Raw genomic sequence first — 25,780 nt, forward strand, 5'->3', positions numbered from 1 at the left:
TGTGTGGAAATTTTCCGCTTTTTCAAGTACTGTTTTAACGAAGAGTAACGCCCATAGTCCAGCTGTACCTGAATAATGGTGTTAATAGGTACGCCCAAGCTACATAAATGTTCGATTATTGCCGGGCAGCATTATAGATAGACTTCTAATGACTCCCTTTGGCTTGCCCGGAACACTACCTTGCTCTTTCCGCACTCGTAAGACTTCGCGAGCCCGCTTTAGCTCGGGCATTATCGAAAATGTCGCCATCACGACCTGAACTGACAAATCATTTTTATCGTGCGACGACCCGGCACCTTCTGTAGAAACCCAAAGGATTTGCATCGCGTCGGCGACCCGGCCACTTTTGCTTGAATTCGCAACGCTCCGGCGTCCCGGTACCTTTTGGAGAAAATGGCGGAGCTTAAGCTATTGGTTTTCGTTATATATTCAGGCTGAAAACGGTAGTCATTTGGAATAATCTTTCTGTTGCTGCTGATTTTGGCTTAAAATGTCGCTAAAATCCTTTCTGAACGCTTCAACTTGGGCGGGTGGTTTCTACCTTCCATTAGGTTTAAGACGTCCTGCGCCACTTCTTTATAATACTCCTTCTCCTGGGGCTTTAGGCTCCGAGTCGTTCCGTTAGAAAGTCCTGCACAGGATCTTTCGGGTTTTTCTGCCAGATAGCTACGCTGGATTTCTCCTCAGCTACGCTACGTCGATATAAGATACATTGCGTGTTCACGCTCCTCACCCTGAAGTTCCTGAAACGTTCCTTCGAAGAGGACACTGCGCCAAACCTGCGGACTCAGCATTTGGTCGATTTCAAAAACAACGTGGGAGTTCTTCCGACGCAATTGGGTTTTGGTGCCCTCCCGGGTTAAACCTAAAAAGTACAGGCTAAATCAAGATTCGATCATAAGCGGCACTGCCGATGCGCCCAAAATACTGGTCGACCGGCATGGAGTCGATCACTTCGGTCGTTAGTTCGGTTAACTTGGGATTTAGAGCGGACGGATATGGCGAACCGCTTCCAAAAGTAGGGCGTAATCCTGGCGAGTGGTATGCGTTTGGTCAACCAAAGCATTGTTTTGGTGGATAAGGAGCGGGTTTAAGCCTTAAAAATAGTGACATCAATTAGCCATTGAACTGATAACGGTCACGGTTTACTCCGAAAACCTCACGCAATTTTGCCGAAGTAACGAAAATCGATTTAATACGGGTGAAGTAAAATTGGCGATTAGTCTACTTAGATGGGCAATCGTCTTTACTGTGATTTATATGAGAAGCTTCGTATTCCTATATAAATATCTAGCTGATTGCTACTTACAGCAAAACAGGATGCTGTTAAAATTAACGAAAGTCGCATGTGATTGAACACATGATATGCTCAATCACATGAAAGTCTGAATTTATAAAATGACTCGCTTACAGGCAGTAGCTAATCGACGGTTATTGCACGGTTCACTTACCGGTTTTGATTTTTGAAAGTACGTTCCATAAATCACCAAAATCGCTATGAAAACACGTATTACATTCTGGAAGAATTGTAACTACCGCGGAATTTTGGGGCTCAATTCAGTGGTTGTGACGATGGTCTTCTGGCTGGGAAGTCTAACGGTTTCACCAGCCCAACTTCTGGATTGGCAGAAAACATTTGGAGGGACTAATTTGGATTATGGCCGGGCCATAAAGCCAACCTCTGATGGGGGTTACGTGGTAGCCGGGGAAACGAAATCCAACAATGGAAATGTCAGCGGTAATCATGGAGATAATGACGCTTGGGTCGTTAGACTTAATGCCTTTGGAAATATCGTCTGGCAAAAAGCCATAGGAGGGACCGGATATGATTTTACAAATGCCATCATACCGACTCCCGATAAGGGGTTTGTGGTGGCCGCAAGCACGTTTTCCAACAATGGTGATGTAAGCGGCAACCACGGGGAAAGTGATTTTTGGGTGGTGAAGCTCAACAGTACCGGAGGGATTGTTTGGCAAAAAGCCTTGGGTGGGACCGGTATTGAGTATGCCAGAGCCATCACGACGACAACGGATGGGGGTTTTGTCGTCATTGGGGAAACGCTTTCCAACGACGGCGATGTCAGTGGCAATCATGGTGGAGGAGATATTTGGGTGGTGAGACTGAACAGTACAGGAGGAATTGTCTGGCAAAAAACGATTGGCGGTTCGGGGAGTGAAGGAGCAACGGCCATCACGGCAACTGTGGATGGGGGTTTTGTCGTGACGGGACAAACTTCCTCCAACGATGGCGACGTGAGTGGCAATCACGGTGGTCAATCGGATGCTTGGGTCGTGAAGCTTTCCGGTTCAGGGAATGTGGTCTGGCAAAAGGCGCTGGGCGGATCAAGTACCCAGGCCGACATCGCTCTTGCCATTACCCTCACTGCCGATAACGGATTAATGGTAGCCGGAACTACGACTTCTGATGACGGCGATGTACTTGGCAATCATGGAAAACAGGATGCCTGGGTCGTACAACTCAACGATCAGGGAAAACTGATCTGGCAAAAAACGTTGGGGGGCACGGGCGATGACATTGCCAATGCGATTACCACCACCGCCGACGGGGGCTTTTTAGTGGCGGGATCCACTAACTCCAACGATGGCGATGTCAGTGGCTTTCAGGGCGGAATTCTTGACTTTTGGGTGATCAAACTCACCCGGTTAGGCCAGTTGAGCTGGCAGAAATGCTTGGGAGGTACGGACGAAGAATCTGTTTTTAGCATTGCGCTGGCTTCAGATGGAGGCTATGCGATGGCTGGCTATACGGGATCTACCAACGGGAATGTCACCGGCAATCATGGAGAAAGAGACTTCTGGGTGGTCAAGCTCCGCGAGCCGCTCCAGGTCTTGCCCCCTTACTTCAACTGCAACACCGGCCAGATCACATTCCGTACCAGTGGAGGGAATAACACGCCGATCACCTTCACGGCTCCAGGCATTACCCGTGCTACTACCGCCGACAAAGTCGGCACCGTTGAACCCGGCTTGCGGAGTGATCCTAAAGTGATTCCCATAACCGCGATTCAAAATGGTCAGCCGGTCACCTACAATTTCGATTTGAGAGCCGCCTGTACGACCCTCCGCCCCCCCTTTATTCCCCAGCTACTCCAACCGATTCCACCGCAGGTCATGACCCAGGGACAAACGCTGGCCGGAAGAGGCCTTGTCCTAAGCAGTTTCATTGTCGATCCTACGCCCTATATGTCTAACTATGCGACCTATGCGTCTGAGTGGGCCTTTCAGGTGGAAGGACTTCCTCCGGGTTTGCGGTTGACTTCTACTACGCTGGAGTATAGCCCATTGGCAACCATCCAGGGAACGCCCACGAGTGTGGGCCAGTTCACCGTCACCTTCAGAGCCAGTACCGGCCAGTTTCGCAACCGGCCAATCCTGACGACCTTTTCCATAACGGTCTTCCCGGCAGGCCTTCTGACGTTACAACCGCCCTGGTATGACTGCGGGAGCGGAGCCTTCCACTTTAATTCCAGCGGAGGAGACGGCTCACTGATCGAGTACATGGCAGCGGGTATCACACCCTGGACAACCAACCCGGATCAATTTGTCGATTTCGCGCTCCGCACGGCCAGTGATGTACAACCTTTTACACTCAGAGCGCGTCAGCATGGGGTGACGGTGACCACCCAGTGGAACCTGAAAACCGCCTGCGGAAGAGCCCGGTTTGGCTCCGGCGAACCGGGCTCTTCCGGCCTGCAGGTGCGGCTAATGGGCAATCCATTGGTCGGCACTTCGGCTGAGGTTGAGATTCGGGGGGCAGAAGGTGAATGGGTGCAGCTACAGGTGACGAATCTCCAGGGGCAGGTACTTCACCACAAGCGCATTCAGCAGGCGGAGGCCGTTGAGCAGCAGCGGGTACCGATTGGTTCCGGCCCAGGCCAGTATCTGCTGGAAGTGGCAACCCAGAAAGAGCGAAAAGTACTCAAGGTCCTTAAACCTTAGGTTCTAACCGGGTTAAGCGATCACGTTGAAAACCCGATTTGAAAGGTGGTATCCTCTAGCTCCACCTATCCCATCTGCAACAGTTGAGGAAGCTGCTCCGAGTGCTCTAGTGTTCAAAGCGCAAACTGAACGTCGATGGCGGGCCTTCTGTTGAAGGGGGTAATACAAACGTTATCCACTGGTCTTTACTGCGCTGAGCGACCGGCGCTCCATTGATGACCAGATGGATATTTTTAACCGGGTACGGGAATTTGATAGACAGGGTTTGTGATGTGCCGCCTGTATACTGGCCATCCGTTCTCCCATCCTTCATCATATAATAGATCGCACCATTGCGTAATGATAGACGTTGTCCAAAACCCGAACGCCAAAAGGCCTCAGGGGCTACCGGTGAAAGTTGGAGCGATCCGTCAAGACCATGTTCGGCGCCAAATAAAAACCGCTGAACAATTCTGATCAGATTCGCCGGATACTCATTGTACTTTTTAGCTCCGTAACCACCTTTGGCATTGTAGCGCTCACGCCAGTAGTAGCTACTGTCGCGACCCGCCTGGCTCACCGCCCGAATACTGCTGATCAGCCCTTCTGCGTCACCCATGTTCGCCCTCGCCCAGGCTTCCAGATACCACACCCGGCCCATTGCTGCCAGGTCCTGGTTATCAGCATAGGTAGTTTCCCAGCTTTCGTACGTTTCGGGTTTGGTGGCAATTCCGGTTGGCATGCCGTTGTAGTAGAAGCCCTTCGCACTTTTCAGTTGTGGCCATACTACCTTTTTTTGCTTTTCTGATGCAACCCCGGTGGCCAGGGCTGTCCAGTCGACATCGGTGAGGCCATGGCCTTTGACTACTCCTTTTTCGGGATGAAGGTATTCGGCATACTGGGTTCCCTGCCAGAATTTTTTTTGAAAGAACGACGCCACACGATCAGCAAGCCCACGGTATTTTTGGGTAGCCACCTGGTTGCCAACAACGTTGTTTAGAGCTGCTAATCGCCGGAAGGCGTCTACCACATGCCCTTGAGAAACCCCGTCGAATTCCACCCGCGTAGGACGCTCGACGTAATACCCGGCACCACCCACCGCGCCTTCATCAGAAATCAGGGAAGCCAGGTAATCGGCCGTTCGATTTATGGAAGGCAATTGTTCTTTAAGCCATTGCTTATCAGACGTGAATCGAAAGATCACATCCGCATTCTGAATGTAGGTAGTTCCCGCCAATGCTCTCAACGGATCCTTCGGTACCCAGTGTTTATACAAACCTCCATTGGGATCAACTTCCGCCTGGTAATTTTTGGGCCCGATCTTTTTCCCGGCGTTCGCTGGAAGTATGGCCAGGGGTAGCCTCCCATCCGGCTTTTGAAAAGACGTCACATAGTCCCAATTTGCTTTTACTGTATTGATCTGTCCCAGCCACAGCAAAGCGTCACTCATCTGATGTCCGTCCAGAGAAGGATAGCTATTGCCGTAACCAAAGCCGATTCCGTCGGCACAAACCGAAAAATAGCCCTTGAAAACAGCGGGATTAACCGCTGCCAGAATATTCTGATGAGCGGCCTTATAATAGGCTTCGGCGATGAGCGGGTCAGGCAGATACAGGGTATCTTTCGATTGTGCCCGCACCCTCAATGAAACTGAAAAGACAAACAGAATGATGAGCAGGCCCCATTTTTTGTATCTTAGTGTGCGCATCTGCGTTTTGGTTTAATCCGGCAACAAATCTCCCCTTTTTCAGATAAGTATTGCTGAAATTTGGACAGCCGCTTAAAGAAGTAAAAAACGCCCAAAGAAGACTGCCGTGTCATACGCCCATTCCGTCGTTCACACCGTTTATGTTTTCCCCTTAGGTTCCAAAGGAAAAATAGGGACTTCAATCAGCATATGATAGCTTTCTGACCCAATTAATTTTCAATACATATTAGGGGGCATTTTGGGTCATATTTACAGTCCAGAAAATGGGCATCAATTAGCATTACTGTTGACATCAAATTTCGCATTTTTTGACTCCAAAGGTTTTTGAGGTTGTGGAAAACCAGGTTGACCAGCGCCAACCTAGTAACCTGTTCATTCATAAACGGACGTGTATAGTTGTACAAAATATGAAAGCAAAATGCCCCGAAGGGTATCTTAGGAGAGTACCATAAAACGAGCGTGGCTGTTGCATTACTCGTGTGTGTGTTGAATTGGTACTTAATCGACTGCTCTAAAAAACGGTTTGACGTTCAGGTTTGCCTCGTAAGGAAGTTTAATTATCGAACTTTAATTTCGAGTTAGAGTTATGCAACAGCCACGAGCGTTTCAAGAAAATTTATGAAACATGGGAATCATCTGGGAACTATGTTTGGCAAGGCAAAACCCAGTTACGAACGAGCAAGCTTATCGCTGGGAACAAAAGTAGATGAATAGGATATCCTCTGGCAGGGAATACTTCCCCAAAAGAGAATTTGTATACAACCAACCCGGTTTCGTGTTAAGTCTCCCTTCCCTATCCGGTAGACCTTTGTAGCGTACTTTTAAAACGACGCAATCATGAAAAAGGTCATCTTAATTACGGGAGCCAGTTCGGGCATGGGCAAAGAAACGGCTAAGAAGCTTATTCAAAAAGGCCATACCGTCTACACCGCAGCTCGGCGTATCGAGCAAATGCAGGATATAAAAGCCATGGGTGGACATCCCATCCAAATGGATGTGACTAACCAAGCTGATATTCAACAGGTGATAGACACCATCATTAATCATGAAGGCAAGATTGATGTGCTTTGGAATAATGCGGGCTATGGCCTGTATGGATCGGTTGAAGACATTCCCCTGGAGCAGGCCCGAAGACAGTTCGAAGTAAACTTGTTCGGCTTGGCTTCGATGACCCAAAAAGTGGTACCTTACATGCGCAAAGCCAAGGCAGGCACCATTATCAATACCTCCTCCATGGGCGGTAAAATCTACACGCCGATGGGGGCCTGGTATCATGCCAGTAAGCATGCCATTGAAGGGTTCAGTGACAGCTTACGACTGGAATTAGCGCCCTTTAACATTAACGTGGTGGTCTTGGAGCCAGGCATCATCCTAACCGAGTTCAGTGAGGAAGTCCTGAAAAGTCTAGGTCAGTTTTCCGCAGCCGGAGCGTACGCTGAGCTGACTCGCAAATTGGTCGCGTCAACGAAAAAAACCTATGAGCGAGGGAGCGGTTCGAAAGCCGTAGTTATTGCTGATACAGTGTCGAAAATCGTAACGGACAATAAGCCCAAAACCCGATATAGAGTAGGACGCTGGGCCAAACCCCTTGTTTGGCTGCGTACTTACTTAGGCGATCGCGCCTTTGATAAAATCATCATGAGCCAGGTATAAGCGATGAGCAGCATCCTTCATCTCGAAACGATCACCGACATGTACCGACTGCTTCCCCAAGCTCGGGTGAAGCATCCCCAGGGAGCGGTGGTTGACTTCTCTCAGTTCAGCGAGCAGTTCAATTCAGGTCTGAAAGTTACTTTGGGCTTTTACGCGTTGATGTTTAAGAACTATTGCCCCAATAAAATGAAGTATGGCCAGCAAGCCTATGATTTTCAGGACGGCAGTTTGATCTGCATCGCGCCCCGCCAGGTCATTTCCCTGGACGAGCCTGCCCAACTCGATGTGGCCATGTGGGGCTGGGGCGTGTTTTTTCACCCTGATCTGATCCGGGGCACTTCGTTAGGCAGAACCATCAAAGAGTATTCGTTCTTTTCCTATGAGACACACGAGGCCCTGCATTTATCCGACAAGGAAAAACAAAATCTGTCTGAGCTCGTGGAGAAGATTGATTCGGAACTCTCGGAAAACATTGACCGGCACAGTCAGCGGTTAATCGTTTCTACGATTGAGCTATTGTTGAACTATTGCACCCGGTACTATGACCGGCAGTTCATCACCCGGCAAACGGTCAATCAAGACCTGTTGAGCAAAGTGGAAGCGGTTTTGGTGAGTTATTTTCAGTCTGCAGACCTGCGGAAGCAAGGTTTGCCTAGCGTGAAGTACTTGGCAGACCAGGTATTCTTATCACCCAATTATCTAAGTGACTTACTGAAAAAGGAAACGGGGATGAACGCCCAGGACCGGATTCATTATTACCTGATCGAAGAAGCCAAGACGTTGCTACTCGGAACGGATAAATCGGTTGGCGAGCTGGCTTTTTCGTTGGGCTTTGACTATCCGCAATACTTTTCCCGGTTATTTAAATCGAAGACAGGCGTGACCCCTCTCGAATTTAGGCATAGTAATTAGGCTGAATCGACAAAAAGGTACTGGATGCCGACACTGGTTGGTTTCCATTTACATATAAACCTGTTTGTGTATTTTTCGTCGCAGGATACGCCCCTGGCTGTTGCACAACTCCGCTTTTTAGATCGATTTTTCATTGGCTGAATAGGAGAGTTGGGCAACCGCCATGAGCGATTAATGAGATGCTAATTTATGTATTCGCAAATGATTATTCATCTTCCTAAAAAATTTAGCCTTGGGAATACCCGTCTACTGGAAAACGGGAAGCACTTGTTTCAAAGAGTTTTGTGACGGATTGCTCGGATAATTGCGGTTCAAGCTGTTCGGTTGGGCCATACCCTACGGTCTCAAGACCGTCAATAAGGAGTGACTGGAATACATGGTCACAAAAAGCATCCAGATCAGCGCCATGCTGTTGGCCATTGCCAGCCAGGTTTGTCATCACGGCGGGAGGTATAAGCTCTACTACACCACATGAGGTGTTCGCTAAAGCGTACCTTAGCGTCATGGTATAACTATGCAGAGCCGCTTTGCAGGCACTATAAACTGGCGCAAACGGTTGGGGGATGAAGGCTCCCCCGGACGTAACATTCACGATCCGGCTTGGCCATTTATGTTGCAGAAGCAGCGGGATTAGCAGATGATTAAGATGAATCGGTCCCGACAGTAAAATATCCATTTCCTGTTGCCGTTCAGACCAGGGAGCTTTATCTTGAGCCAGGGAGATTCTACGTTGGATGCCTGCATTATTGATCACCCAGTGCAGGGGAGTCATCACGCTGGCGACATACTGAGCCAGTGCTTCCCGGTCTTGTATCTTCCCCATGTCACTGACATACGTCTTCAAGCTGGGTAACTCGCTGGCGGCTTTTGCTAATTTGGCCGCATCCCGCCCAGTGACCAGCACCCGACTCCCTGCTTTCAGAAATCGGGCGGCCAACCCATAACCGATTCCTTCACTCCCCCCCGTAATGAGTACATTTGCCCCGTCTATAATCATGATTCAAACCCGTTTGTTCCAGCACCAAAGGTAGAGGGGCTACGCCGTAGAAAATGGTCATGATTTCAGTATTTGGCCCTGTCGAAACGCCTTGGGGGTTATGCCATAAATCCGCTTGAACCATTTAGTGAATTGGGAGGGTTCAAAATCCAATTGCATAGCTACCTCCTGCACGGTTCTGGTCCGGTCAGTCAATAGTTTTTTGGCGACATGCCCAATTTCCAACTGAAACACGCCACACGCCGAAGTGCCCGTTACGGCTTTGACAGTATTCGTCAAATGAGTCGGATGAACGCACAATTGATCGGCGAAGTCTTCAATGTCCAACATGGTTTCAGCATCTCCCTTCACCAAGTCTGTTAAATGAGCTTTGATCAACTGGCGATACCGCTCATAAAGTCGAGTCGGTTGATTTTTGGGGGCGGATTGCATAGCGATAGCGTAGATTGAACGAGCGAAGAGTAACCAACTGAACTCAATGAGAACAGGCTTGTCAATAAGCAGCTTATCTAGTTACATATTCTGTAAAAAAAGGACTTAACTAGGATCAGCAAGTCCGTTTAAAAAAGCTACTTTTAATATCTACGAGAGCCCGTTTCGGATACATTGAAGAGCTACCCGTTTAGCTTTATCTTTTGTAAAATGGGTTGAGATTGAAAATTGACTCAACTGCGCTGGTCATTCTGGTCAATTAGTAAGGGGCCAAGACATATAATGCATTCTTTTCTAACAACAAGGTTCACTTCTTGGTTAGCCATTCGTCAAATATGTTGATAGGGAAAAGCCATTGGTCATGGCTAGAAATGATCAGCCAATGCTATTTTATGAACTTTTCTTCAATGACCAAAATCCAATGGACGAACACGAATCACCTGAACTAACGGAGGAGGAAAAGCAGTTGTTTGCCGACCTGATGCCAGACGATCTGGCTGAAATTATGAATACGGGTGTCAATCGTCGCCACTTCCTTAAATTGTTGACCCTGGCGGGCGGAGGCATCCTGGCGGCTCAATCAGCAGTGGCGGAACGGGTACTGACCCGGCCATCTAGAGAAACGCTCCCGGTCGAACTCGCTCCATCCAGCCTTGAGAATGGCGTTGATATAGGATTGAAAGTCAACGGTAAAGCCCATAAGCTGACCATCGATTCACGCATGACGCTGCTGGATACGTTGCGGGAACGGCTGAACCTCACCGGCTCCAAAAAAGGCTGTGATCACGGTCAGTGCGGAGCATGTACGGTGATTGTCAACGGAAGTCGGGTGTTATCCTGTCTGACGCTGGCGGCCAGTTGCGAGGGAAAAACCGTGCAAACGATTGAGGGATTGGCGCAAGGAAACCGGCTTCATCCAATGCAGGAGGCTTTTCTGAAACACGACGGTTTCCAGTGCGGTTTTTGTACGCCCGGCCAGATTTGCTCGGCGGTGGCCCTGCTCGATGAAGCAAAGAAAGGCCACACCAGCTACGTTACCGGCAACGTGCGTCAGCCAGGAGGACCGGTCAAACTTTCCAATGAGGAAATTCGGGAGCGCATGTCGGGCAATATTTGCCGATGCGGAGCCTATCCCAATATTGTGGCCGCCATTCAGGAAGTGCACAGCGGAAAGCCCGTTGAGCAGGTTTTCCGCTCGGCCTAACCCTTATCAACCGCATCCAATGAGAGCTTTTACCTATACCCGAGCCAAAGATGCTACGTCCGCGATCAAGCTGCTGGCCGAGAACCCTAATGCCAAATTCCTGGCGGGAGGTACCAACCTGCTGGACTTGATGAAGGAGGATGTTGAACGCCCCAACGCGCTAATCGACATTTCGGAATTGGATCTGAGCGAGATCAAACCCATCATCAACGGAGCGAATCAGGGCGGTATTTCGCTAGGTGGACTTGGTAAAAACACCGACTCGGCCAATCATCTCTTGGTGCGTCAGCACTATCCGTTGCTATCGCAGGCGATTCTGGCAGGTGCATCGGGCCAGATTCGGAATATGGCGACCAACGGCGGTAATCTGTTGCAACGGACTCGTTGCCCGTATTTTTACGAAGTGGCCATGCCTTGCAACAAACGCGAACCGGGAACGGGTTGTGGAGCCCGTGAAGGCATCAACCGGATGCACGCAATCTTTGGCTGGTCGGAACACTGCGTAGCAGTATATCCATCCGACATGGCCGTTGCGCTAACGGCACTCGATGCCACGGTCATCGTCCGAAGCGCCAACGGGCAGCAACGCAGCATCCCGATTGCTGATTTTTACCGACTGCCGGGCAATGAACCCGAAAAAGACACAAACCTGATGCACGGTGAGCTGATTACCGCCATCGAACTGCCGAAGAACCGGTTTGCGGAACAGTCGTATTACCTGAAAGTCCGCGACCGGGCTTCGTATGCCTTTGCGCTGGTTTCGGTCGCTGCGGCTTTGGAAATCGAAGGGAATACGATTAAACAGGCGCGTATTGCCATGGGCGGAGTGGCTCACAAGCCCTGGCGGGCATTGAAAGCCGAACAAATACTGGTGGGTAAAGAGGCCACAGAGGCTACTTTTAAACGGGCAGCCAACGCCGAAATGGCGGACGCCAAACCGTTGACACACAATGCATTCAAAGTAGAATTGGGAAATCGAAGCATCGTTCTGGCCTTGCAGATGGCCGTTAATGGCGGTAAGGCCTAGGCGTAACGCGCTAAATTCATGAAGGATATACCTAAAGTTACTGGTACCCCCATCAACCGCATTGACGGCATCGCCAAAGTGACCGGTAAAGCGCCTTATTCGATGGATCATCCGGTGAAGAATCCGGCGTATGCAATTTTGATCAAAAGTACGATTGCTTCCGGTAAAATTCAGGAAATCGACGCGACTGCCGCCGAGAAAGCACCGGGCGTGATCGCTATCATCACTCATCAAAATGCTCCGAAACTAAACGTCAAAGGGGGCCTGCGCGGGGGAGCTTTGCTGCAAAGTCCGGAAATTGAGTTCTTCGGACAGCACATTGGCATTGTCGTGGCCGAAACCTTTGAACAGGCTCGGTATGCATCGCGGCTCATCACGGTTACCTACGATAAAAAGGAACCGAAAGTTGATTTCGATAATTTGGCCGACCAAGCCCGTCTACCCAAGGATAAAGAGAAAGCCGACGCCCGACGGGGCGACGTACAAAAGGCGCTCAGCCAGGCAACTTACAAAGTGGAGGAAGTGTACGAAACGCCCATCGAACACCATCATCCCATGGAACCTCATGCCACGATCGCCGAATGGAATGGCGACCATGTTACCCTGTACAACAGTGCGCAGATTGTGAACGGGGCGCAAACGGCCACGGCGGCTACCCTGAACCTGAAGCCGGAGCAGGTGCGGATCGTCTCCCCTTACATTGGGGGTGGCTTTGGGTCCAAAGGTGGACAATGGGCCAATCTGGCGCTGGCAGCAGTAGCAGCCAAATACGTCAACCGGCCGGTGAAACTGGCCCTGACGCGTCAGCAGATGGTCAACTCCGTCGGGCTGCGGCAGCACAATCGTCAGAAGATCAGTCTGGCCGCGACAGCCGATGGCAAGTTAACCGCGCTGGTGCACGAAACGACAACCCACTGCGCCATCAATGACGAGTTTATCGAGCCCTGTGGCGACTGCTCGAAAGTCATGTACGACACGCCTAATTCGCTCATTACCTACCGGGTGGTGCCCATGAACCTGATTCTCCCAACCTACACGCGGGGGCCTGGCAAATCGACGGGTAGTTTTGCTCTTGAATCAGCGATGGACGAGCTGGCGTATAAACTCAAAATGGACCCGATTGCGTTTCGGATCAAAAACGAACCCGATCGGGATCCGTCCAATGGCAAACCCTGGTCGTCACGCGCCATGGTGCAGTGCCTGCAGGAAGGCGCCAAAGCGTTTGGTTGGGAAAACCGCAAGTTCGAACCCCGCCAAAACCAGCAGGGCAATTACTGGGTTGGGTACGGCGTCGCAGCCGGAACGTACCCCGCCCACCAGCGTCCTACCTCGGCTTTGGTAAAACTGAAGCGCACGGGAGACCATGTAGCGGCCACCGTTGAACTGGCCGCTGCCGACCTGGGTACCGGCACGTACACCATCCTGACGCAAACGGCCGCCGATGCGCTGGGCTTGCCGATTCAAAACGTGAACGTAATCATCGGCGACTCCGACCTGCCACCGGCTGCCGGAGCGGTGGGTTCGGTGGGTGCGGCCAGTTACGCTAATGCCGTGAACGATGCGTGTGTAAAATTGACGCAGGAACTGGTGACTAAATCCGGCAAGCAGTTCTTTGTCCGCCCCACGGCCGCCCAGTTGATGCGCTCTGAAAAAATAACCGACTTCCAGACACGCGTTGACAGCAAACCACCGGAACGTGCCGAAGACTATTCTTCCCATAGTTTCAATGCCAATTTTGCGGAAGTAGCCGTCAACAAATCAACGGGGATGATTCGGGTAAACCGGTTTCTGGCTGTGACGGGCGCGGGAACGATTCTAAATCCCAAAACCGCCCGCTCGCAGATTATCGGCGGTAACGTCTGGGGCATAGGCATGGCGCTGACGGAGGAATCGGTGGTTGACCCGCGCTGGGGTAATTTCGTCACCCGCTCCCTGGCCGACTACCACGTTCCGACTAATTTAGATATCGGCCAGCTGGACGCCATTTTTATTAATGAGAAGGATGAACATGTCAACACGCTGGGGGTTAAAGGCATCGGTGAAGTGGGCATTGTAGCGGTTGCCGCTGCCGTGGCCAATGCGGTTTTCAACGCTACCGGCAAACGGGTTCGTGAATTGCCCATCACTCCGGATAAGGTGTTGTAGCGTTCTATTTTTCTCCGTGCCTTTTGTTGCTCTTTACTGAACCTTCTAACTGGCCACTGACGGTGTCAATCACAACTTTTTCGACCATTCTGGCCCTTCAAAAACCTAAATACTCATTCAACTCTCACAAAGAGGGTAATTGGAAAGGGGATAAAGAAAATAACCTTTGATCAGAAATTGATACCTTTTTGAACCGATCATCTCTCTACGCGACTCAGAGGCTCATCTTGAGGTCAGAATATTGGTTCAGAAATGCAGTAATTGCGCAGGAATAAATACCCCTTATAAAACTGTTTCAAGGTAATACACCCGAAACAATCCGATTTAATCCGCAGTTGCCCACTTTCTGTCTTTGGAGAGCCAACGGTAATAAATGTAAGCCGGAGCCGTCAGGAGCATTCGTAAGTTTATGCCTGGGCTCCGGCTTTAAAGTTAACGTAACCATCCTATGATTTCAGCCACATACCGATCCGGCTTCACATCATAACGGATATTCAGAGATGATTTACAATTTCGAAAAATTCTTTTTGTTTCTTCAGAACTTACTCCCTTTTCACTGGCATCTAGTGGGTTTATAATCAATAATTTGTCTGTCGGCAAGGTGGCCACCAGATCCGGCAAATCGTAAGCCGACAAGGCTCCGGCTACCGCAGAAAGCACAAACTTGGTTTTATAATGTTTTTCTTCAATTAAAGATTGATACGAAACCAAAGGGTTAAGAAGAACGATTTGGTCGAACATGTTATTAAGTACGCTAGCATGGAGCAAATCGGCATTTAACGTTCCGAACGCCGATGCCGCCAGGGGCCGATTTAAGCCAATGCTTTTTTTGATGACATCGGCCAGAATTTCAATTTCTTCGGCCCGAACCGCTACTAGGCTTTTATGCGTCAATACCCCCGTAAACCATAAGTTTAGCGGTATGTCTTCGATAACAGAATCGCCCCCTTTCATAAATCCGGTGCCCAGTTCTCCAACGCCACTCAGATCAGGCAAAATTATCTGGTAACCCGCTTGAGCCAATTGATCGGCCCATTCACCCACCTTCGCTGCCGTCGCCTTCCCTCTTTCGTCCAGGAGCAGCAAGGTTTTTGTGCTCTTGATTTGGGGCTTTAACCACAGAACGGGAAGATAATAATTGCCTGAACCTTTGATCAGGTACTTTTCGATGGCATACTGCGGCCGGTGCAGGCGGCCACAAAAAATAAGATCGGTGCCCAAAGGCGGTTTTTCGTAGCCGGTCAGCGCAATAATTTTTTCCCGCAGGTTCTTCCCGGATACGGCAGGCCGTTTTTCTCTTTCATTCAGCCGCGTTTGGGTGTATTTCTGGTTTAATGAAAACAAGGTTTCGCCTTGCAGGGAATTTCGCACCAACCCACCTGATGTAACGAATAGTTCTTTTTCCTTAAAAAATTCAACTTCCAGATCGGCCGGGCTACCAGGATTCTTTAAATACTTCTGAAAGAAGGCATAGGAAGCTTCCCGGTTTTTAACCGTTGACAAATGGCCGGCGTCATCTTCTACCATCGTCAACGCATCGACCCTACCGTGAGCCTGATAAGCTTTGCGGGTCTCCTGGTAGGCATTCCGGGCCCCCTGAATACTGAAAATATCCATTGTGGTAGCCACAATTAAAGTGGGTTTTGGTGCTCGCACTTCCAGGTAATCCGGTATATCAATCCCGTTTTCCAGGCCATAGAGCAGGTTTTGCTCCGCATCCTGCGGGCCTTTGGAACGCAATAACTTATCAAACGTGGTGATGTAACATTCCGGAGCAGCGGCAACAATACGATCGTCCAGCGCGGCAATGTAGGCACTTTGCGTACCCCCGCCCGAACGTCCCGCAATGCCAATCCGGGCCGGGTCTACTTCGGAGCGGGTCAGCAGGTAATCCACAGACCGGATGCCGTCCCAGATAAAATAATTGGCCGGCGACAAACCCGCTATGAACGATTGGGCACCGGGATACGAATGCTCGTTAACCGCCGATTTCTTCACAACTTCGTCGTCATACTGCAGCCGCTCGCCTTGTCCGATCGGGTCAAAGGCCAGTACAATAAACCCTTTCTTTACATAGTTCAGCATGATACGCTGGTAACTCTCCTGACGAAAACCGTTGTAGCTGTGCCCGCTGCAATAAACAATGGCCGGCAGCTTCCCTGACCGGTTTTTCGGAACGAAGAGAGCCGCCGTCACATAATAGTGGGGCCGCGACTCAAAATACAGTTTTTCAACCGTGAAGTCTTCCCGCTGAATCGTCCCGGTGATGACCGGATTCAGGGGCGTTTTCGCCGGAAAGGGGCCAACCATTTTTTGAAGTTTTGCACGGACCGCTGCCTGTCTTTTTTCCCAGTCGGCTTTCGTTTTCAGCTTCGTAATTGCCTGCTTTCGTGTCTGCAATTGTCTGAAAGCCCGCTGGCAAAGGTGTCGGTAGAGGGATGTCGAAGGGGAGCCTTCCTCATAACTCCAATAGGGAAAAACCGACAAGTCTTCCTGTGCCGCTGCATCATTGGGAAAGTAAATTGAGCAGACCAGCGCACAAGCCAACAAGAAGGCTTGTTTATAATTTCGGGATATATTCATAGCCAATGGCCTTAGTAGCCAGGATTTTGTTGAAGCTGGGAATTGCGTTCAATTTCGGTTTGTGGGATTGGAATCAGATAGTTCCGTTCCTGAAAAGCCCTAGGCTGAAACACTTCTACTTTATACGTTTTTTGGCCGGTTGCAGCATTGCGGGTAATTACCATTTTTTTCGCGTCTTCGTTATCCGTTTCCATAGCAATCTTCCACCGGCGTACATCAAAAAAGCGGTGTTCCTCAAAAACCAGTTCAATCTGCCGCTCATGCTGGATGCGTTTGAGCAGCGCCGAACCGCTTTCCGTTAGGGCCGGCATTTTTACGCTTTCACGGCTTCTGATCAGATTGACCAGTTCCCGGGCTTTCGTTTCGTCACCCAGTTGATAAAGTGCTTCGGCGTAGTTCAACAGAACTTCAGCATACCGGATAAAAATCCAGGGGGTATTTCCCAAATTGGTAACACTGGGACGACGAATGGATTCATCTACGAACTTCCGGACGCTATAGCTGGTAAAGGAAGCATTCCAGCCTTCAATTCCTTCGCTCGAATCCAGTCCACCCGGAAGATAGGAACCCAGTTCCCGATCAAGCCATTTAGCGCCGTCGTACAAAATGCAGTCATAAAACCGGGGATCACGATTCGCATACGGATTTTGCGGGTTGTAAGCGGGGTCTTCGGCGGGTAACTTTCCACTTTTCGTTTCAAAAGCATCCACCAGGTTGTGCAAAGGATTAACCTGGCCATACCCTCCCGACCCGTTGGGATAAAAGTGTAGATCAATCTGGTGTTCTACCTTCAGGTTATTTTTAAACTGGCGGGACCAAATTACCTCACTATTAAACGGAGTTATAAACAGCGCTTTATAGTTTGGCTGTAATTGGTAGATGCCCAGATCCATGACTTCCTTGGCAGCCTGAGCGGCTTTTTGCCATTTCTCCGCCTTATTTTCGGGGTTGTTCAGGGGACTGGCTGCGTACAAAAGCACACGTGCCTTTAAAGCCATAGCAGCTCCTTTTGTGACTCGTCCCTGATTGGAACCTGTATAAGAAAGAGGAAGAAGCGATTGCGCCTTGCTCAGTTCACTGACGATAAAGTTCGAACACTCTTCGTACGAATTTCGGACAACGGCGAAATTATCGCCCAGTTTGAAAACATCCTTAATCAATGGAACACCGCCATAAAGACCGATTAGCCGGAAATAGGCGTAGGCCCGCAGAAAAGAAACTTCACCAATCATCCGGTTTTTTACTTCCTGCCCAATCGGCGCCTGCTCAATATTTTGAAAGAAGATATTACAGTTCGTAATTATGTTGTAAAAGCTACTCCAATGGTCTAATGCCACGTTATTAACCGGCGTAATTTCGCCCCGATTGACGAGGTGGAACGTTTCCCGGGCCCGGCGGTACGCTTCGTCGCTCAGGGGCATCATGTAGTAATCAACCAGAAAACCATGCCGCACGTTATAGCACGTATTGACAAAAGCTTCGATGAGCTTTTCATCTTTCCAGACATCGGCTTCCGATATTTTATCCAAAGGCTGGCGTTCCAGAAAACCGTCATCACAAGCACTTTGGGTCAACAGAAGCAGAAAAATAACCGACCGGAATAGTCGTGTAGTAGTCAGTGAAATTTTCATGGTCAGGTTTAGAAAGTAAGGTTAAGGCCGAGGTTGTAAATCTTTTCCTGCGGATAAAAACCGCCCAGTTCGTTCGTTCCTTCCGGATCAAAATACTTTAATTTATCCCAGGTGAACAGGTTAGAACCGTTTAGGAAAACCCGGAGGTTGCGTACTTTAATTCTGGATAGGAAATCCGGCGACACGTCATACCCCAATTCAAGCGTTTTCAAACGCAAAAAACTGGCATTCCTTAACCAGAAAGTTGACCGGTAGCCACTAATTTCGGCGTCGTAGGTGGGCAGAATGGGGTAGGTCGAGTTGGGGTTTTCAGGCCGATACCGGTTATCAGCCATTACTTGTAAGGTATTTCCTTGCAAACCCGATTGCAGGAATACGTACTGGCTTACCCGGCCCTGGCCCTGCAATAATGCGCTGATGGTAAATTTCTTATAGCTGGCGCTGGCGGTAAAGCCGAAGGTGAGCTGGGGGACGTTGGTGTACTCAGTACGGATGCGATCTTTGGCATCAACCTTACCGTCGTCATTCACATCCCGGTAGCGAAGATCTCCAACACGGGTTCCTACCGGATGAGCAGAGCCGGTAATTTCTTCCTCCGAGCGGTAAATACCAATGGCGTCGTAATACAGGCTGGTTCCCATCGGATAGCCCGTGCGCATCTGCCAGGGCTGCTGGTTGGCCGGTTCGTCGATATCGATGATGCGGTTTTTGGCAAAAGCGACGTTGCCCATCAGCCGGTAGCCAATCTTTTTGCTCCGGTTAGCGTGCGAAACCTGCAATTCAAAGCCCTTGTTTTCAACGATACCAATATTTTCGGTCGGTAGATTCAAACCGGTATAGGTCGGAACGGAAGCGTTTCTGGCCGTCAGGATGTTGTTCCGGCGCGTGTTGAATACGTCCAGTTCAACACCCAGCAATCCTTTCCAGAAGCTGGCTTCCAGACCGATGTTGGTGGTGCGGGCCACTTCCCAGGTAATGTTTGGGTTGGGCGTGAGTCCCCGGTTAAGCTGCGTAACCGGATCGGCGAAATAGTAACCGTCAGCAAATGTATAGGTCGACAGGTATTGAAAAGCATCAACCTGATCGTTTCCCATTTTGCCAATGGAAGCCCGGAGTTTTAAGTTATCAATAACGCTTACACGTTCCTTAATAAACCGCTCTTCGGACAATCGCCAGCCCACCGACACGCCGGGAAAGAAGCCATATCGTCTGCTGGTTGGAAAGTTCTGTGAACCATCGTAACGAAAATTAAAGTCAAGCAGGTACCTTTCATCAAAATTGTAATTCACCCGACCAAAGAAATTCCGGCGGGCGGTTTCGTAAGCCGTACCTGAATTATCCTTACCGGCTACCCCACCCGCGTAGAGCTGGTCGATGGCGCTACTTAAATAATTTCGGCGCGAAGCCCAGAAACTACTGCCGACCGTTTCGGTCTGTTCGTAGGCAGCAAAACTACTCAGGGTGTGTTTTGCCCAGGATTTATCAAACTTCAGGCGCAGATTCAGCGTCGTGCGGGTTGATGATTCAAACGTTTCCTGCAACGTGGGCTGGCTCACCGAGCCGCCCAATCGTTCGGTGTAAACATTGGTCTGGGCGTTATAGTCATAAACCTTCCACGGTTTTCTAAATAATTTGTCGGGTGAATAGGTGCGATCATGCGCCACAAAACCGTCGACCGCCAAACCTTCTACCCAAGGCATTTTGACTTCAAATGAAGCAAGGGTCTGGTAGATATTGTCTTTTTGGCTATCATAACCTGCTTCATTCGACGCCATCAACAACGGATTTTCTCCCCGCTCAATGCCCGGTGCCGGTAAACCATTCGGGTGATAAACCGGTAGAAAGGGATAATTGCGCCATATGGTTTGAAAAATGGACGAAACGCCCATGGATGGATAGATGGTAGAACGGTGATTGGCCGAAAAGTCGAGGCTAACGCGAATGTTTTTGGATAAATTCGCATCGATGTTCGACCGGATGATGAAATTCTTGTAGTCAATATTGCTGTTTTTCAGAATACCGTTCTGATTGGCGAAGCTGCCGGATACGTAGTATTTAACCTCATCACTGCCACCCCGAACCGAGATATTCTGCTGATTCTGCAAACTGAATTTTTTCAGCGCTTCTTTTTGCCAGTTGGTGTTTGGATGGTTGACAGGATCACTGCCATTCCTGAATTTTTCAATATCCTCGACGGTGAACCGATCAGCCTGCCCCTGGTACCGGAGCAGTTCGTTCATGTATTCGGCATACGTCGCCGAGTTTGCCATCCTGGCCAACCGGGTGGGCTGGGAAAAACCCTGATTGATCGTATAACTGATGACCGGTTTGCCGGAAGTTCCTCGTTTTGTTGTGATCAGAATAACGCCATTGGCGGCCTGGGCACCGTAAATGGCAGCCGATGCATCCTTTAAAACGGAAATACTTTCCACGTCATTCGGGTTAATCTGCTCAAATCCACCGCGTCCCCAAACACCATCGATTACAATAAGTGGATTGTTATTTCCCAACGTGCTTTGCCCCCGGATCAAGATCGATGCGCCACTCCCCGGAAACCCCGAACGCGTATTGGCCACAATACCCGGCAACCGACCAGCCAAGGAATTGGATAAATTAACAGACGGGTTCTGTTTTAGCTCTTCTCCTTTCGTTGTGACAATTGAACCCGTTAGCGTTGTCCTGGCCTGCGTTCCGTAACCCACGACAACGACTTCCTGTAAGGACTTTATATCGGTCTGTAGCGTGATGTGAAGCTGCGATTGTTGCTTAATCTCAACTTCCTGGGAGAGGTATCCGACAAAGGAGAAAACCAGAACAGCGTCATTCTCCGCTACATTCAATTCGAATTGACCCTGTTCATTCGTGGTCGTCCCTTTGGTCGTTCCTTTCACAAGAACCGTAACACCGGGGAGTGTTTCCCCCTTCGAATCTCTAACGCTACCAGTTATACGTTCAAGAATTTTTGGAGCAAGAACGGTAGTTGAAACGTTTTTCTCTACGGGTTTGTCAAAGGCGGGTAGGGCTCTCTCGGCTTTGATGACAACAATTTCGTCGACAATGGTATAGCTTAGAGCTTGACCTTTCATGAACTGGCTCATAATCTCGCCAATGGTGGCGCTTTTGATGTCGACCGATACCTTTTTTGCTTTTTTTATGATCTTATTGTCATAAAAAAACTTGTAACCACTCTGTTCTTCTATCGTCCGAAAGGCATTTATGGGGGATTACCTTCTTGCCTGATTTATCGATATACCCAAACTTGCCGTCTAACATGACACCGGTTAAACCTTCCGAAAACATGGTATGAGCCGCCTGGTACTTTACGGGAATAGCTACTTTCCCTTTTTTATCTATATACCCAAATAACTGTTGCTCCTTTGTCTCAGTGACTCTAGCTAAGCCTTCAGCAAAGCGTTCCCCTGAATAGTTGGTTTCAATAACGCGATCACCCTTTAAATTGACGTAGCCAGACCACTGATCAGATTCGACAAACACTAAGCCTTCCGAAAAATCTCCCACTTTACTATACGCTTCTTTCAAAAGCCATTCCCCATCAATGGATAAAAAACCATGATTCTCATTGGCGAGACTACCCTTAACGGCTCGACTGATCAACAAGCTATTGGATGTGGGTCGGCTATCTGCCGTTTCTTTAGTGCTCTTACGATCTGAACAGGCGTAGATAAAAAATAACAGACACAGTATTGGTACAATAACTGATTTCATGTAAACGAATTTGAACGTGAGTGATTGATAGGAACAGTAGACAGCTATACCATGTGCTTATATTAGCTAGTAAGCCAGTATTGTCAATATTTTACACTTAATAGGAGTCATTTTCAATGTAAAGATTACTTGATCTGGTGTGTACACGAGTATATGCGTACAGTAATTGTCCAATAAATGGCTATTGATTAATTGACCCTATGGGCTACTAGCCTGACGTTGAGGTCCGCACCCTGCCGCCCGGTAACCAGTGGCCAATAACGCACGTTCCGAACATGGCAAGAGGGCAGCTACTGAATAATTCTGAACTCAACCCGTCGATTTTGCTGACGGCCTCCATCCGAAGTATTCGGAGCAGTTGGTTCTTTTTCTCCATAGCCTTTAGCTACTAATCTGCCACCCGTTGTGTCGTCTATTTGATCTTGCAAGTAGTATAAAACGGCATTTGCCCGATTTTGCGAAAGTATCAGATTTGAATTGTCATCTCCCATACTATCGGTGTGACCTGCTATTTCAACTTTCATTGACGGATTTGCTTTCAGGAAAGCCCCAACTCGTTTTAACTCCGCAAACGACTTTCGGAGTAGAATGGGACTGCCCGTATCGAAAAAAATGTTGTTAAGTACCAGTTTTGAACCGATTTCTGTGTTATCAATTACACGGATTGGTTTTAACGTAACAACTTTTTTCGGGTCAGCTACGGTGGTTAGGTCAAGATTTTCAGAACTGGCAATCTGACTGGTTTTGGTTAGGGCGGTGATGCTATATTGTTGCCCTACGGGTACCGTAAAGGTATAACTACCGTCGCGGTTTGGAGTCACTTCGCCTACACGTTTGCCTGTCTCCAGATTTTCGTACACCAGCCTGAGGGTAGAGAAATCAGTAATGTTTTTGGAAACAACTTTCCCGTTTATAATCACCATGTTCCCGTTACTTACGGAACTGCTCCCGCTTACAGTATTGGGTATAGCTGTATTCTGGCTTTGGACGTTATCAGCTATCTCTTTGAAGTAGCCCCAAATTAACAGCTCATACTCACCTGCTTTTTTACCAGGGTTTGAAACGATGAGTTTATGATCTCCTCCCTTTTCAATCCGAAATGTACGGTCAATCAGCCGTTGGGTTGGGGTCTCATCAAAGACTGGATTTAGGGGTTGTTGGTATGAGTCCATAAGAACGGTATTGCCATCTATCTGTTTTGATCGGTAAATGACCTCCAGAAATCCGCCAAACACCGAGATTGGATGTTCGTTCTGGCTTGAGGTTGGCTTGAAACGTCCGGTGATCGCCTGAAATTTTCCCTGTGTACGAACGGGATCACTAACCAGACTACCCATCACATCCAGCTTGTAAGTACCCATCTCGTTGGGCTTCTGTGTACAGACATAAATCTGATACTTACCCTTACGATTCGCTTTTACGACATTGTAGCTAATGCCAGGTACCTGATCGTACCCGAAATCATTGTATCCCTCCAGAACAGCCCCGCTCGGATCAACTACTATAACCTTTACCGCACACCCTGTGGCCTCTATATTGACATCAAAAAATGTTCCCTGAGTTGGCTCAAACATATATAAATGGTTTCGGGAGGAGAAGGCGTTGCCGCCTATACCTGCTCCGCCTTCATCACCAAAACTGGTTGCCGGTTGCGTCCATCGATTTGGCTTTCGCTGAACTGCGTTTCCTACCGGCCCATCAATGATATACTGAAAGCGGCCTACACTACCTCGGGTACTCCAGACGATAAGCGTTTGTTTGCCGGGCCGCTGGAAAGTAAGATCAATATATTCATGTCCACCAGACATATAGGCACGTTGCTCCTGACCAAATTCGGAGATAACAATAGCATCAATAGGGGTAGTGGCCTGATAGTAAAACCTAACTTTTGCGTTTTCCTGCAATACGTCAAAATCAAACGCGATGTTTCTGGGTGAAAACCGACGGTCGTGGGGAATTCCAAAATTCATACCTCCTCCAGCACCATACTCGTCCCAGCTTCCTTTAACCGTGATTGCTTTAGACGCTGAACTACTTCTCGACGATTTATCAGGCCGATGGGTATCAGGTAGTATCAAAAGATCCTCCTGTTTATTATCCGTGTTGTAGGCCATCGGGTTGACTTGGACGAACGGCATATTTGTAAAAAAAGAGAGTAACAACCAGAGGGGTAATACGAGCAATTGCATGGTGAAAATTATTAGAAAATGATTGAGGTAGATCTGTCGTTAGAAACGTACAGCCGTGCAGTGAGTATACTGGATACAGGCTTCGTACAGGCCGCAACAAAGATTAAATTTCTGCAAATGCTGGCCTTGTTTCGGCGTTTCGTTTAAATTTCGGTTTCGTTACGTTTCTATTTCTGTTCACTTACGTTCGTTATGTATTTCCTTAGGCATGGAAAAATTTACCAGATACACCCCTGATAATGAAATATTTACGTTGCGAGAAAGTATCAAAGCCCGCTACCAGACGTACCATGCCCAGGACCGGGTTAAATACCCCGCTTTTAATTTCAACACCAACCGGGCTAATTACGAACCTCTGCGTGAGTCGTTTGAAGAGGAGCTTTTCGTGCGCGGGGGCATCGACCGACAGCAAAAAAGTATTCACATTCCTAGTACCTATACGTTGGTACTGCTCTTCACCGCCGATGGCTACATGCCGGATAGAAAGATTCTGGAGACCTGCTTCCTGTATGCCGAAGGTTCAGCCACAGATCTTGCCGGGAAATCCGTCAGCGCACCCAATGTCACTACGGGTCTGACCAAGCGGTTATCCTTACCTGTATTAACAGGGCTGATTGTGCTATTTGGTTTAGGCAGTTATTTCCTCACCCTAAAACGAACTAAATTCAAACAGGCAAGTGGACTGCATATGCATGTGCCATTTTCTGCCGTTAGATACCCACGCCTAATTCCTATTGAGGGCGAAGTAAGTAATGCTGATACTGTCTGGCTTGTCGTCAAACCAGATAACGAGTCTAACTACTACGTCGCATACCCAGCTAAAGTCAACTCCCACGGTCACTGGCGAGTTCCGATTGTTATTGGCGATTCGTCTTTGTATACTACTGATAGAAAATTTCAGGTACGGGCCTTTGTCAATCCAGAACAAACTCTTTTTCCGTGGGACGTTTTGCATAAGTGGCCCAAAGCTGAATTAGCTTCTGACATAAAAGAAATAATCCGGCGAGACGAACGCTACATCTTTACGGATGATATTACTATTTATTATCCGTCCGACGTGCATATAGTACCCCATCAGTTAGTCATGGAAGGCAAAGCAATGAACGCCGACACGGTATGGGTAGTGATTCGCCCCGTAGGTGACCATAGGCATTGGGTTCAGCCGCCCATAAAGGTCGAAAAGAATGGACAATGGAAAGGCGTAGTTTACGTAGGCGATCCGGGTGATACAGATATTTGCTGCCCTTATCAAATTCGAGCCTTTGTCAAACCAGTTGACCCACTAAAGTTTAACGATATGTTATACGAGTGGCCCAAAGCCGAACGTTCATCGCGCATCTTGAATGTACACCGGGGACCTAAGATTAAATGACAATAGCTATGACAACCGACTGGATCGTAACCTGAAAGGAATGATGTGTAGCATTAAACGCCCGTTTTCCTGCGACGTCAGTTGGCCTTGCGCAATGGATATTCTTTGTGTAATCCTGTCGTCTCAAATTGTAATCCGCCGGGCGGCCCCGTTAGAAAGCAACCGCAGCCGCGGACGGTGTTCCTTTTTCGCTGATGCAGTTGAGTTTGTGACCGGGCTGCCGGCGCAGACGGTTTTAATTCCGTTTGTTGCTTTAAACACC

16 protein-coding genes are annotated in these 25,780 nt (G+C 48.8%); 7 read left to right on the forward strand and 9 right to left on the reverse strand.

Going from position 1 to position 25,780, the window contains the following annotated elements:
- Window positions 1–692 precede the first annotated feature (692 nt).
- Window positions 693–878 carry a pyridoxamine 5'-phosphate oxidase family protein gene (locus EHT87_RS31915; protein ID WP_124910571.1) on the reverse strand — a complete coding sequence of 62 codons (186 nt, stop codon included), beginning with the start codon at window positions 876–878 and terminating at the stop codon, window positions 693–695.
- A 619-nt stretch (window positions 879–1,497) separates the two neighbouring features.
- On the opposite strand from EHT87_RS31915, the gene EHT87_RS30160 reads away from it, so the two are divergent.
- Entirely contained in the window at window positions 1,498–3,960 is a 2,463-nt protein-coding gene (locus EHT87_RS30160; protein WP_124910495.1) for an autotransporter outer membrane beta-barrel domain-containing protein, read from the forward strand.
- A 106-nt stretch (window positions 3,961–4,066) separates the two neighbouring features.
- Here the strand turns inward: EHT87_RS30160 and EHT87_RS30165 are convergent, their stop codons facing one another.
- On the reverse strand, window positions 4,067–5,647 hold the full coding sequence (locus tag EHT87_RS30165) for an alpha-L-rhamnosidase-related protein (protein WP_124910496.1): 1,581 nt from the start codon (window positions 5,645–5,647) through the stop codon (window positions 4,067–4,069).
- A gap of 837 nt (window positions 5,648–6,484) precedes the next feature.
- Between EHT87_RS30165 and EHT87_RS30170 the strand changes: the two genes are divergently transcribed.
- A complete protein-coding gene (locus tag EHT87_RS30170; protein ID WP_124910497.1) occupies window positions 6,485–7,300 on the forward strand; it encodes an oxidoreductase in 816 nt (271 codons plus the stop codon).
- 3 nt (window positions 7,301–7,303) lie between these two features.
- Complete coding sequence (locus tag EHT87_RS30175) at window positions 7,304–8,212, forward strand: helix-turn-helix domain-containing protein (RefSeq protein WP_124910498.1); 909 nt, start codon at window positions 7,304–7,306, stop codon at window positions 8,210–8,212.
- Between the two features lie 226 nt (window positions 8,213–8,438).
- On the opposite strand, the gene EHT87_RS30180 is transcribed toward EHT87_RS30175, so the two are convergent.
- Complete coding sequence (locus EHT87_RS30180; RefSeq protein WP_124910499.1) at window positions 8,439–9,209, reverse strand: SDR family NAD(P)-dependent oxidoreductase; 771 nt, start codon at window positions 9,207–9,209, stop codon at window positions 8,439–8,441.
- A gap of 57 nt (window positions 9,210–9,266) precedes the next feature.
- Window positions 9,267–9,641, reverse strand: coding sequence for a helix-turn-helix domain-containing protein (locus EHT87_RS30185; protein ID WP_124910500.1), 375 nt, complete (start codon window positions 9,639–9,641; stop codon window positions 9,267–9,269).
- Between the two features lie 421 nt (window positions 9,642–10,062).
- On the opposite strand from EHT87_RS30185, the gene EHT87_RS30190 reads away from it, so the two are divergent.
- The 3 genes from EHT87_RS30190 to EHT87_RS30200 are packed head-to-tail and all read left to right on the forward strand — an operon-like array spanning window position 10,063 to window position 14,017.
- Complete coding sequence (locus EHT87_RS30190; RefSeq protein WP_124910501.1) at window positions 10,063–10,845, forward strand: 2Fe-2S iron-sulfur cluster-binding protein; 783 nt, start codon at window positions 10,063–10,065, stop codon at window positions 10,843–10,845.
- Between the two features lie 19 nt (window positions 10,846–10,864).
- Window positions 10,865–11,872: an FAD binding domain-containing protein gene (locus EHT87_RS30195; protein WP_124910502.1), complete on the forward strand. Its 1,008-nt coding sequence runs from the start codon at window positions 10,865–10,867 to the stop codon at window positions 11,870–11,872.
- Window positions 11,873–11,890: 18 nt separating this feature from the next.
- A complete protein-coding gene (locus tag EHT87_RS30200) occupies window positions 11,891–14,017 on the forward strand; it encodes a xanthine dehydrogenase family protein molybdopterin-binding subunit (RefSeq protein WP_124910503.1) in 2,127 nt (708 codons plus the stop codon).
- Window positions 14,018–14,449: 432 nt separating this feature from the next.
- Here EHT87_RS30200 and EHT87_RS30205 read toward each other — a convergent pair whose 3' ends face one another.
- The 5 genes from EHT87_RS30205 to EHT87_RS30225 all read right to left on the reverse strand — a co-directional run bounded on the left by EHT87_RS30205 (window position 14,450) and on the right by EHT87_RS30225 (window position 24,071).
- On the reverse strand, window positions 14,450–16,600 hold the full coding sequence (locus EHT87_RS30205; protein ID WP_124910504.1) for an alpha/beta hydrolase family protein: 2,151 nt from the start codon (window positions 16,598–16,600) through the stop codon (window positions 14,450–14,452).
- A gap of 11 nt (window positions 16,601–16,611) precedes the next feature.
- Window positions 16,612–18,231 (reverse strand): RagB/SusD family nutrient uptake outer membrane protein, encoded by a 1,620-nt coding sequence (locus EHT87_RS30210; RefSeq protein ID WP_124910505.1) that lies wholly within the window; start codon window positions 18,229–18,231, stop codon window positions 16,612–16,614.
- 8 nt (window positions 18,232–18,239) lie between these two features.
- Window positions 18,240–21,329, reverse strand: coding sequence for a SusC/RagA family TonB-linked outer membrane protein (locus EHT87_RS30215; RefSeq protein WP_124910506.1), 3,090 nt, complete (start codon window positions 21,327–21,329; stop codon window positions 18,240–18,242).
- 67 nt (window positions 21,330–21,396) lie between these two features.
- Complete coding sequence (locus EHT87_RS30220; RefSeq protein WP_124910507.1) at window positions 21,397–21,957, reverse strand: WG repeat-containing protein; 561 nt, start codon at window positions 21,955–21,957, stop codon at window positions 21,397–21,399.
- A 290-nt stretch (window positions 21,958–22,247) separates the two neighbouring features.
- Entirely contained in the window at window positions 22,248–24,071 is a 1,824-nt protein-coding gene (locus EHT87_RS30225; RefSeq protein ID WP_221622095.1) for an OmpA family protein, read from the reverse strand.
- Window positions 24,072–24,354: 283 nt separating this feature from the next.
- Between EHT87_RS30225 and EHT87_RS30230 the strand changes: the two genes are divergently transcribed.
- Window positions 24,355–25,518 carry a hypothetical protein gene (locus EHT87_RS30230; protein WP_124910509.1) on the forward strand — a complete coding sequence of 388 codons (1,164 nt, stop codon included), beginning with the start codon at window positions 24,355–24,357 and terminating at the stop codon, window positions 25,516–25,518.
- Window positions 25,519–25,780: the final 262 nt, after the last annotated feature.

The sequence above is a fragment of the Larkinella knui genome (assembly GCF_003858645.1).
Taxonomy (GTDB): Bacteria; Bacteroidota; Bacteroidia; order Cytophagales; family Spirosomataceae; genus Larkinella; species Larkinella knui.

Bases quoted from the DNA above. Each gene is read 5' to 3' on its own strand.
- EHT87_RS30200 (WP_124910503.1), top strand. From the start codon at position 11,891: ATGAAGGATATACCTAAAGTTACTGGTACCCCCATCAACCGCATTGAC.
- EHT87_RS30170 (WP_124910497.1), top strand. From the start codon at position 6,485: ATGAAAAAGGTCATCTTAATTACGGGAGCCAGTTCGGGCATGGGCAAA.
- EHT87_RS30185 (WP_124910500.1), bottom strand. From the start codon at position 9,641: ATGCAATCCGCCCCCAAAAATCAACCGACTCGACTTTATGAGCGGTAT.
- EHT87_RS30225 (WP_221622095.1), bottom strand. From the start codon at position 24,071: ATGGCCTACAACACGGATAATAAACAGGAGGATCTTTTGATACTACCT.
- EHT87_RS30195 (WP_124910502.1), top strand. From the start codon at position 10,865: ATGAGAGCTTTTACCTATACCCGAGCCAAAGATGCTACGTCCGCGATC.
- EHT87_RS30220 (WP_124910507.1), bottom strand. From the start codon at position 21,957: ATGAAATCAGTTATTGTACCAATACTGTGTCTGTTATTTTTTATCTAC.
- EHT87_RS30160 (WP_124910495.1), top strand. From the start codon at position 1,498: ATGAAAACACGTATTACATTCTGGAAGAATTGTAACTACCGCGGAATT.
- EHT87_RS30205 (WP_124910504.1), bottom strand. From the start codon at position 16,600: ATGAATATATCCCGAAATTATAAACAAGCCTTCTTGTTGGCTTGTGCG.
- EHT87_RS30180 (WP_124910499.1), bottom strand. From the start codon at position 9,209: ATGATTATAGACGGGGCAAATGTACTCATTACGGGGGGGAGTGAAGGA.
- EHT87_RS30230 (WP_124910509.1), top strand. From the start codon at position 24,355: ATGGAAAAATTTACCAGATACACCCCTGATAATGAAATATTTACGTTG.
- EHT87_RS30165 (WP_124910496.1), bottom strand. From the start codon at position 5,647: ATGCGCACACTAAGATACAAAAAATGGGGCCTGCTCATCATTCTGTTT.
- EHT87_RS30190 (WP_124910501.1), top strand. From the start codon at position 10,063: ATGGACGAACACGAATCACCTGAACTAACGGAGGAGGAAAAGCAGTTG.
- EHT87_RS30210 (WP_124910505.1), bottom strand. From the start codon at position 18,231: ATGAAAATTTCACTGACTACTACACGACTATTCCGGTCGGTTATTTTT.
- EHT87_RS30215 (WP_124910506.1), bottom strand. From the start codon at position 21,329: ATGAGCCAGTTCATGAAAGGTCAAGCTCTAAGCTATACCATTGTCGAC.
- EHT87_RS30175 (WP_124910498.1), top strand. From the start codon at position 7,304: ATGAGCAGCATCCTTCATCTCGAAACGATCACCGACATGTACCGACTG.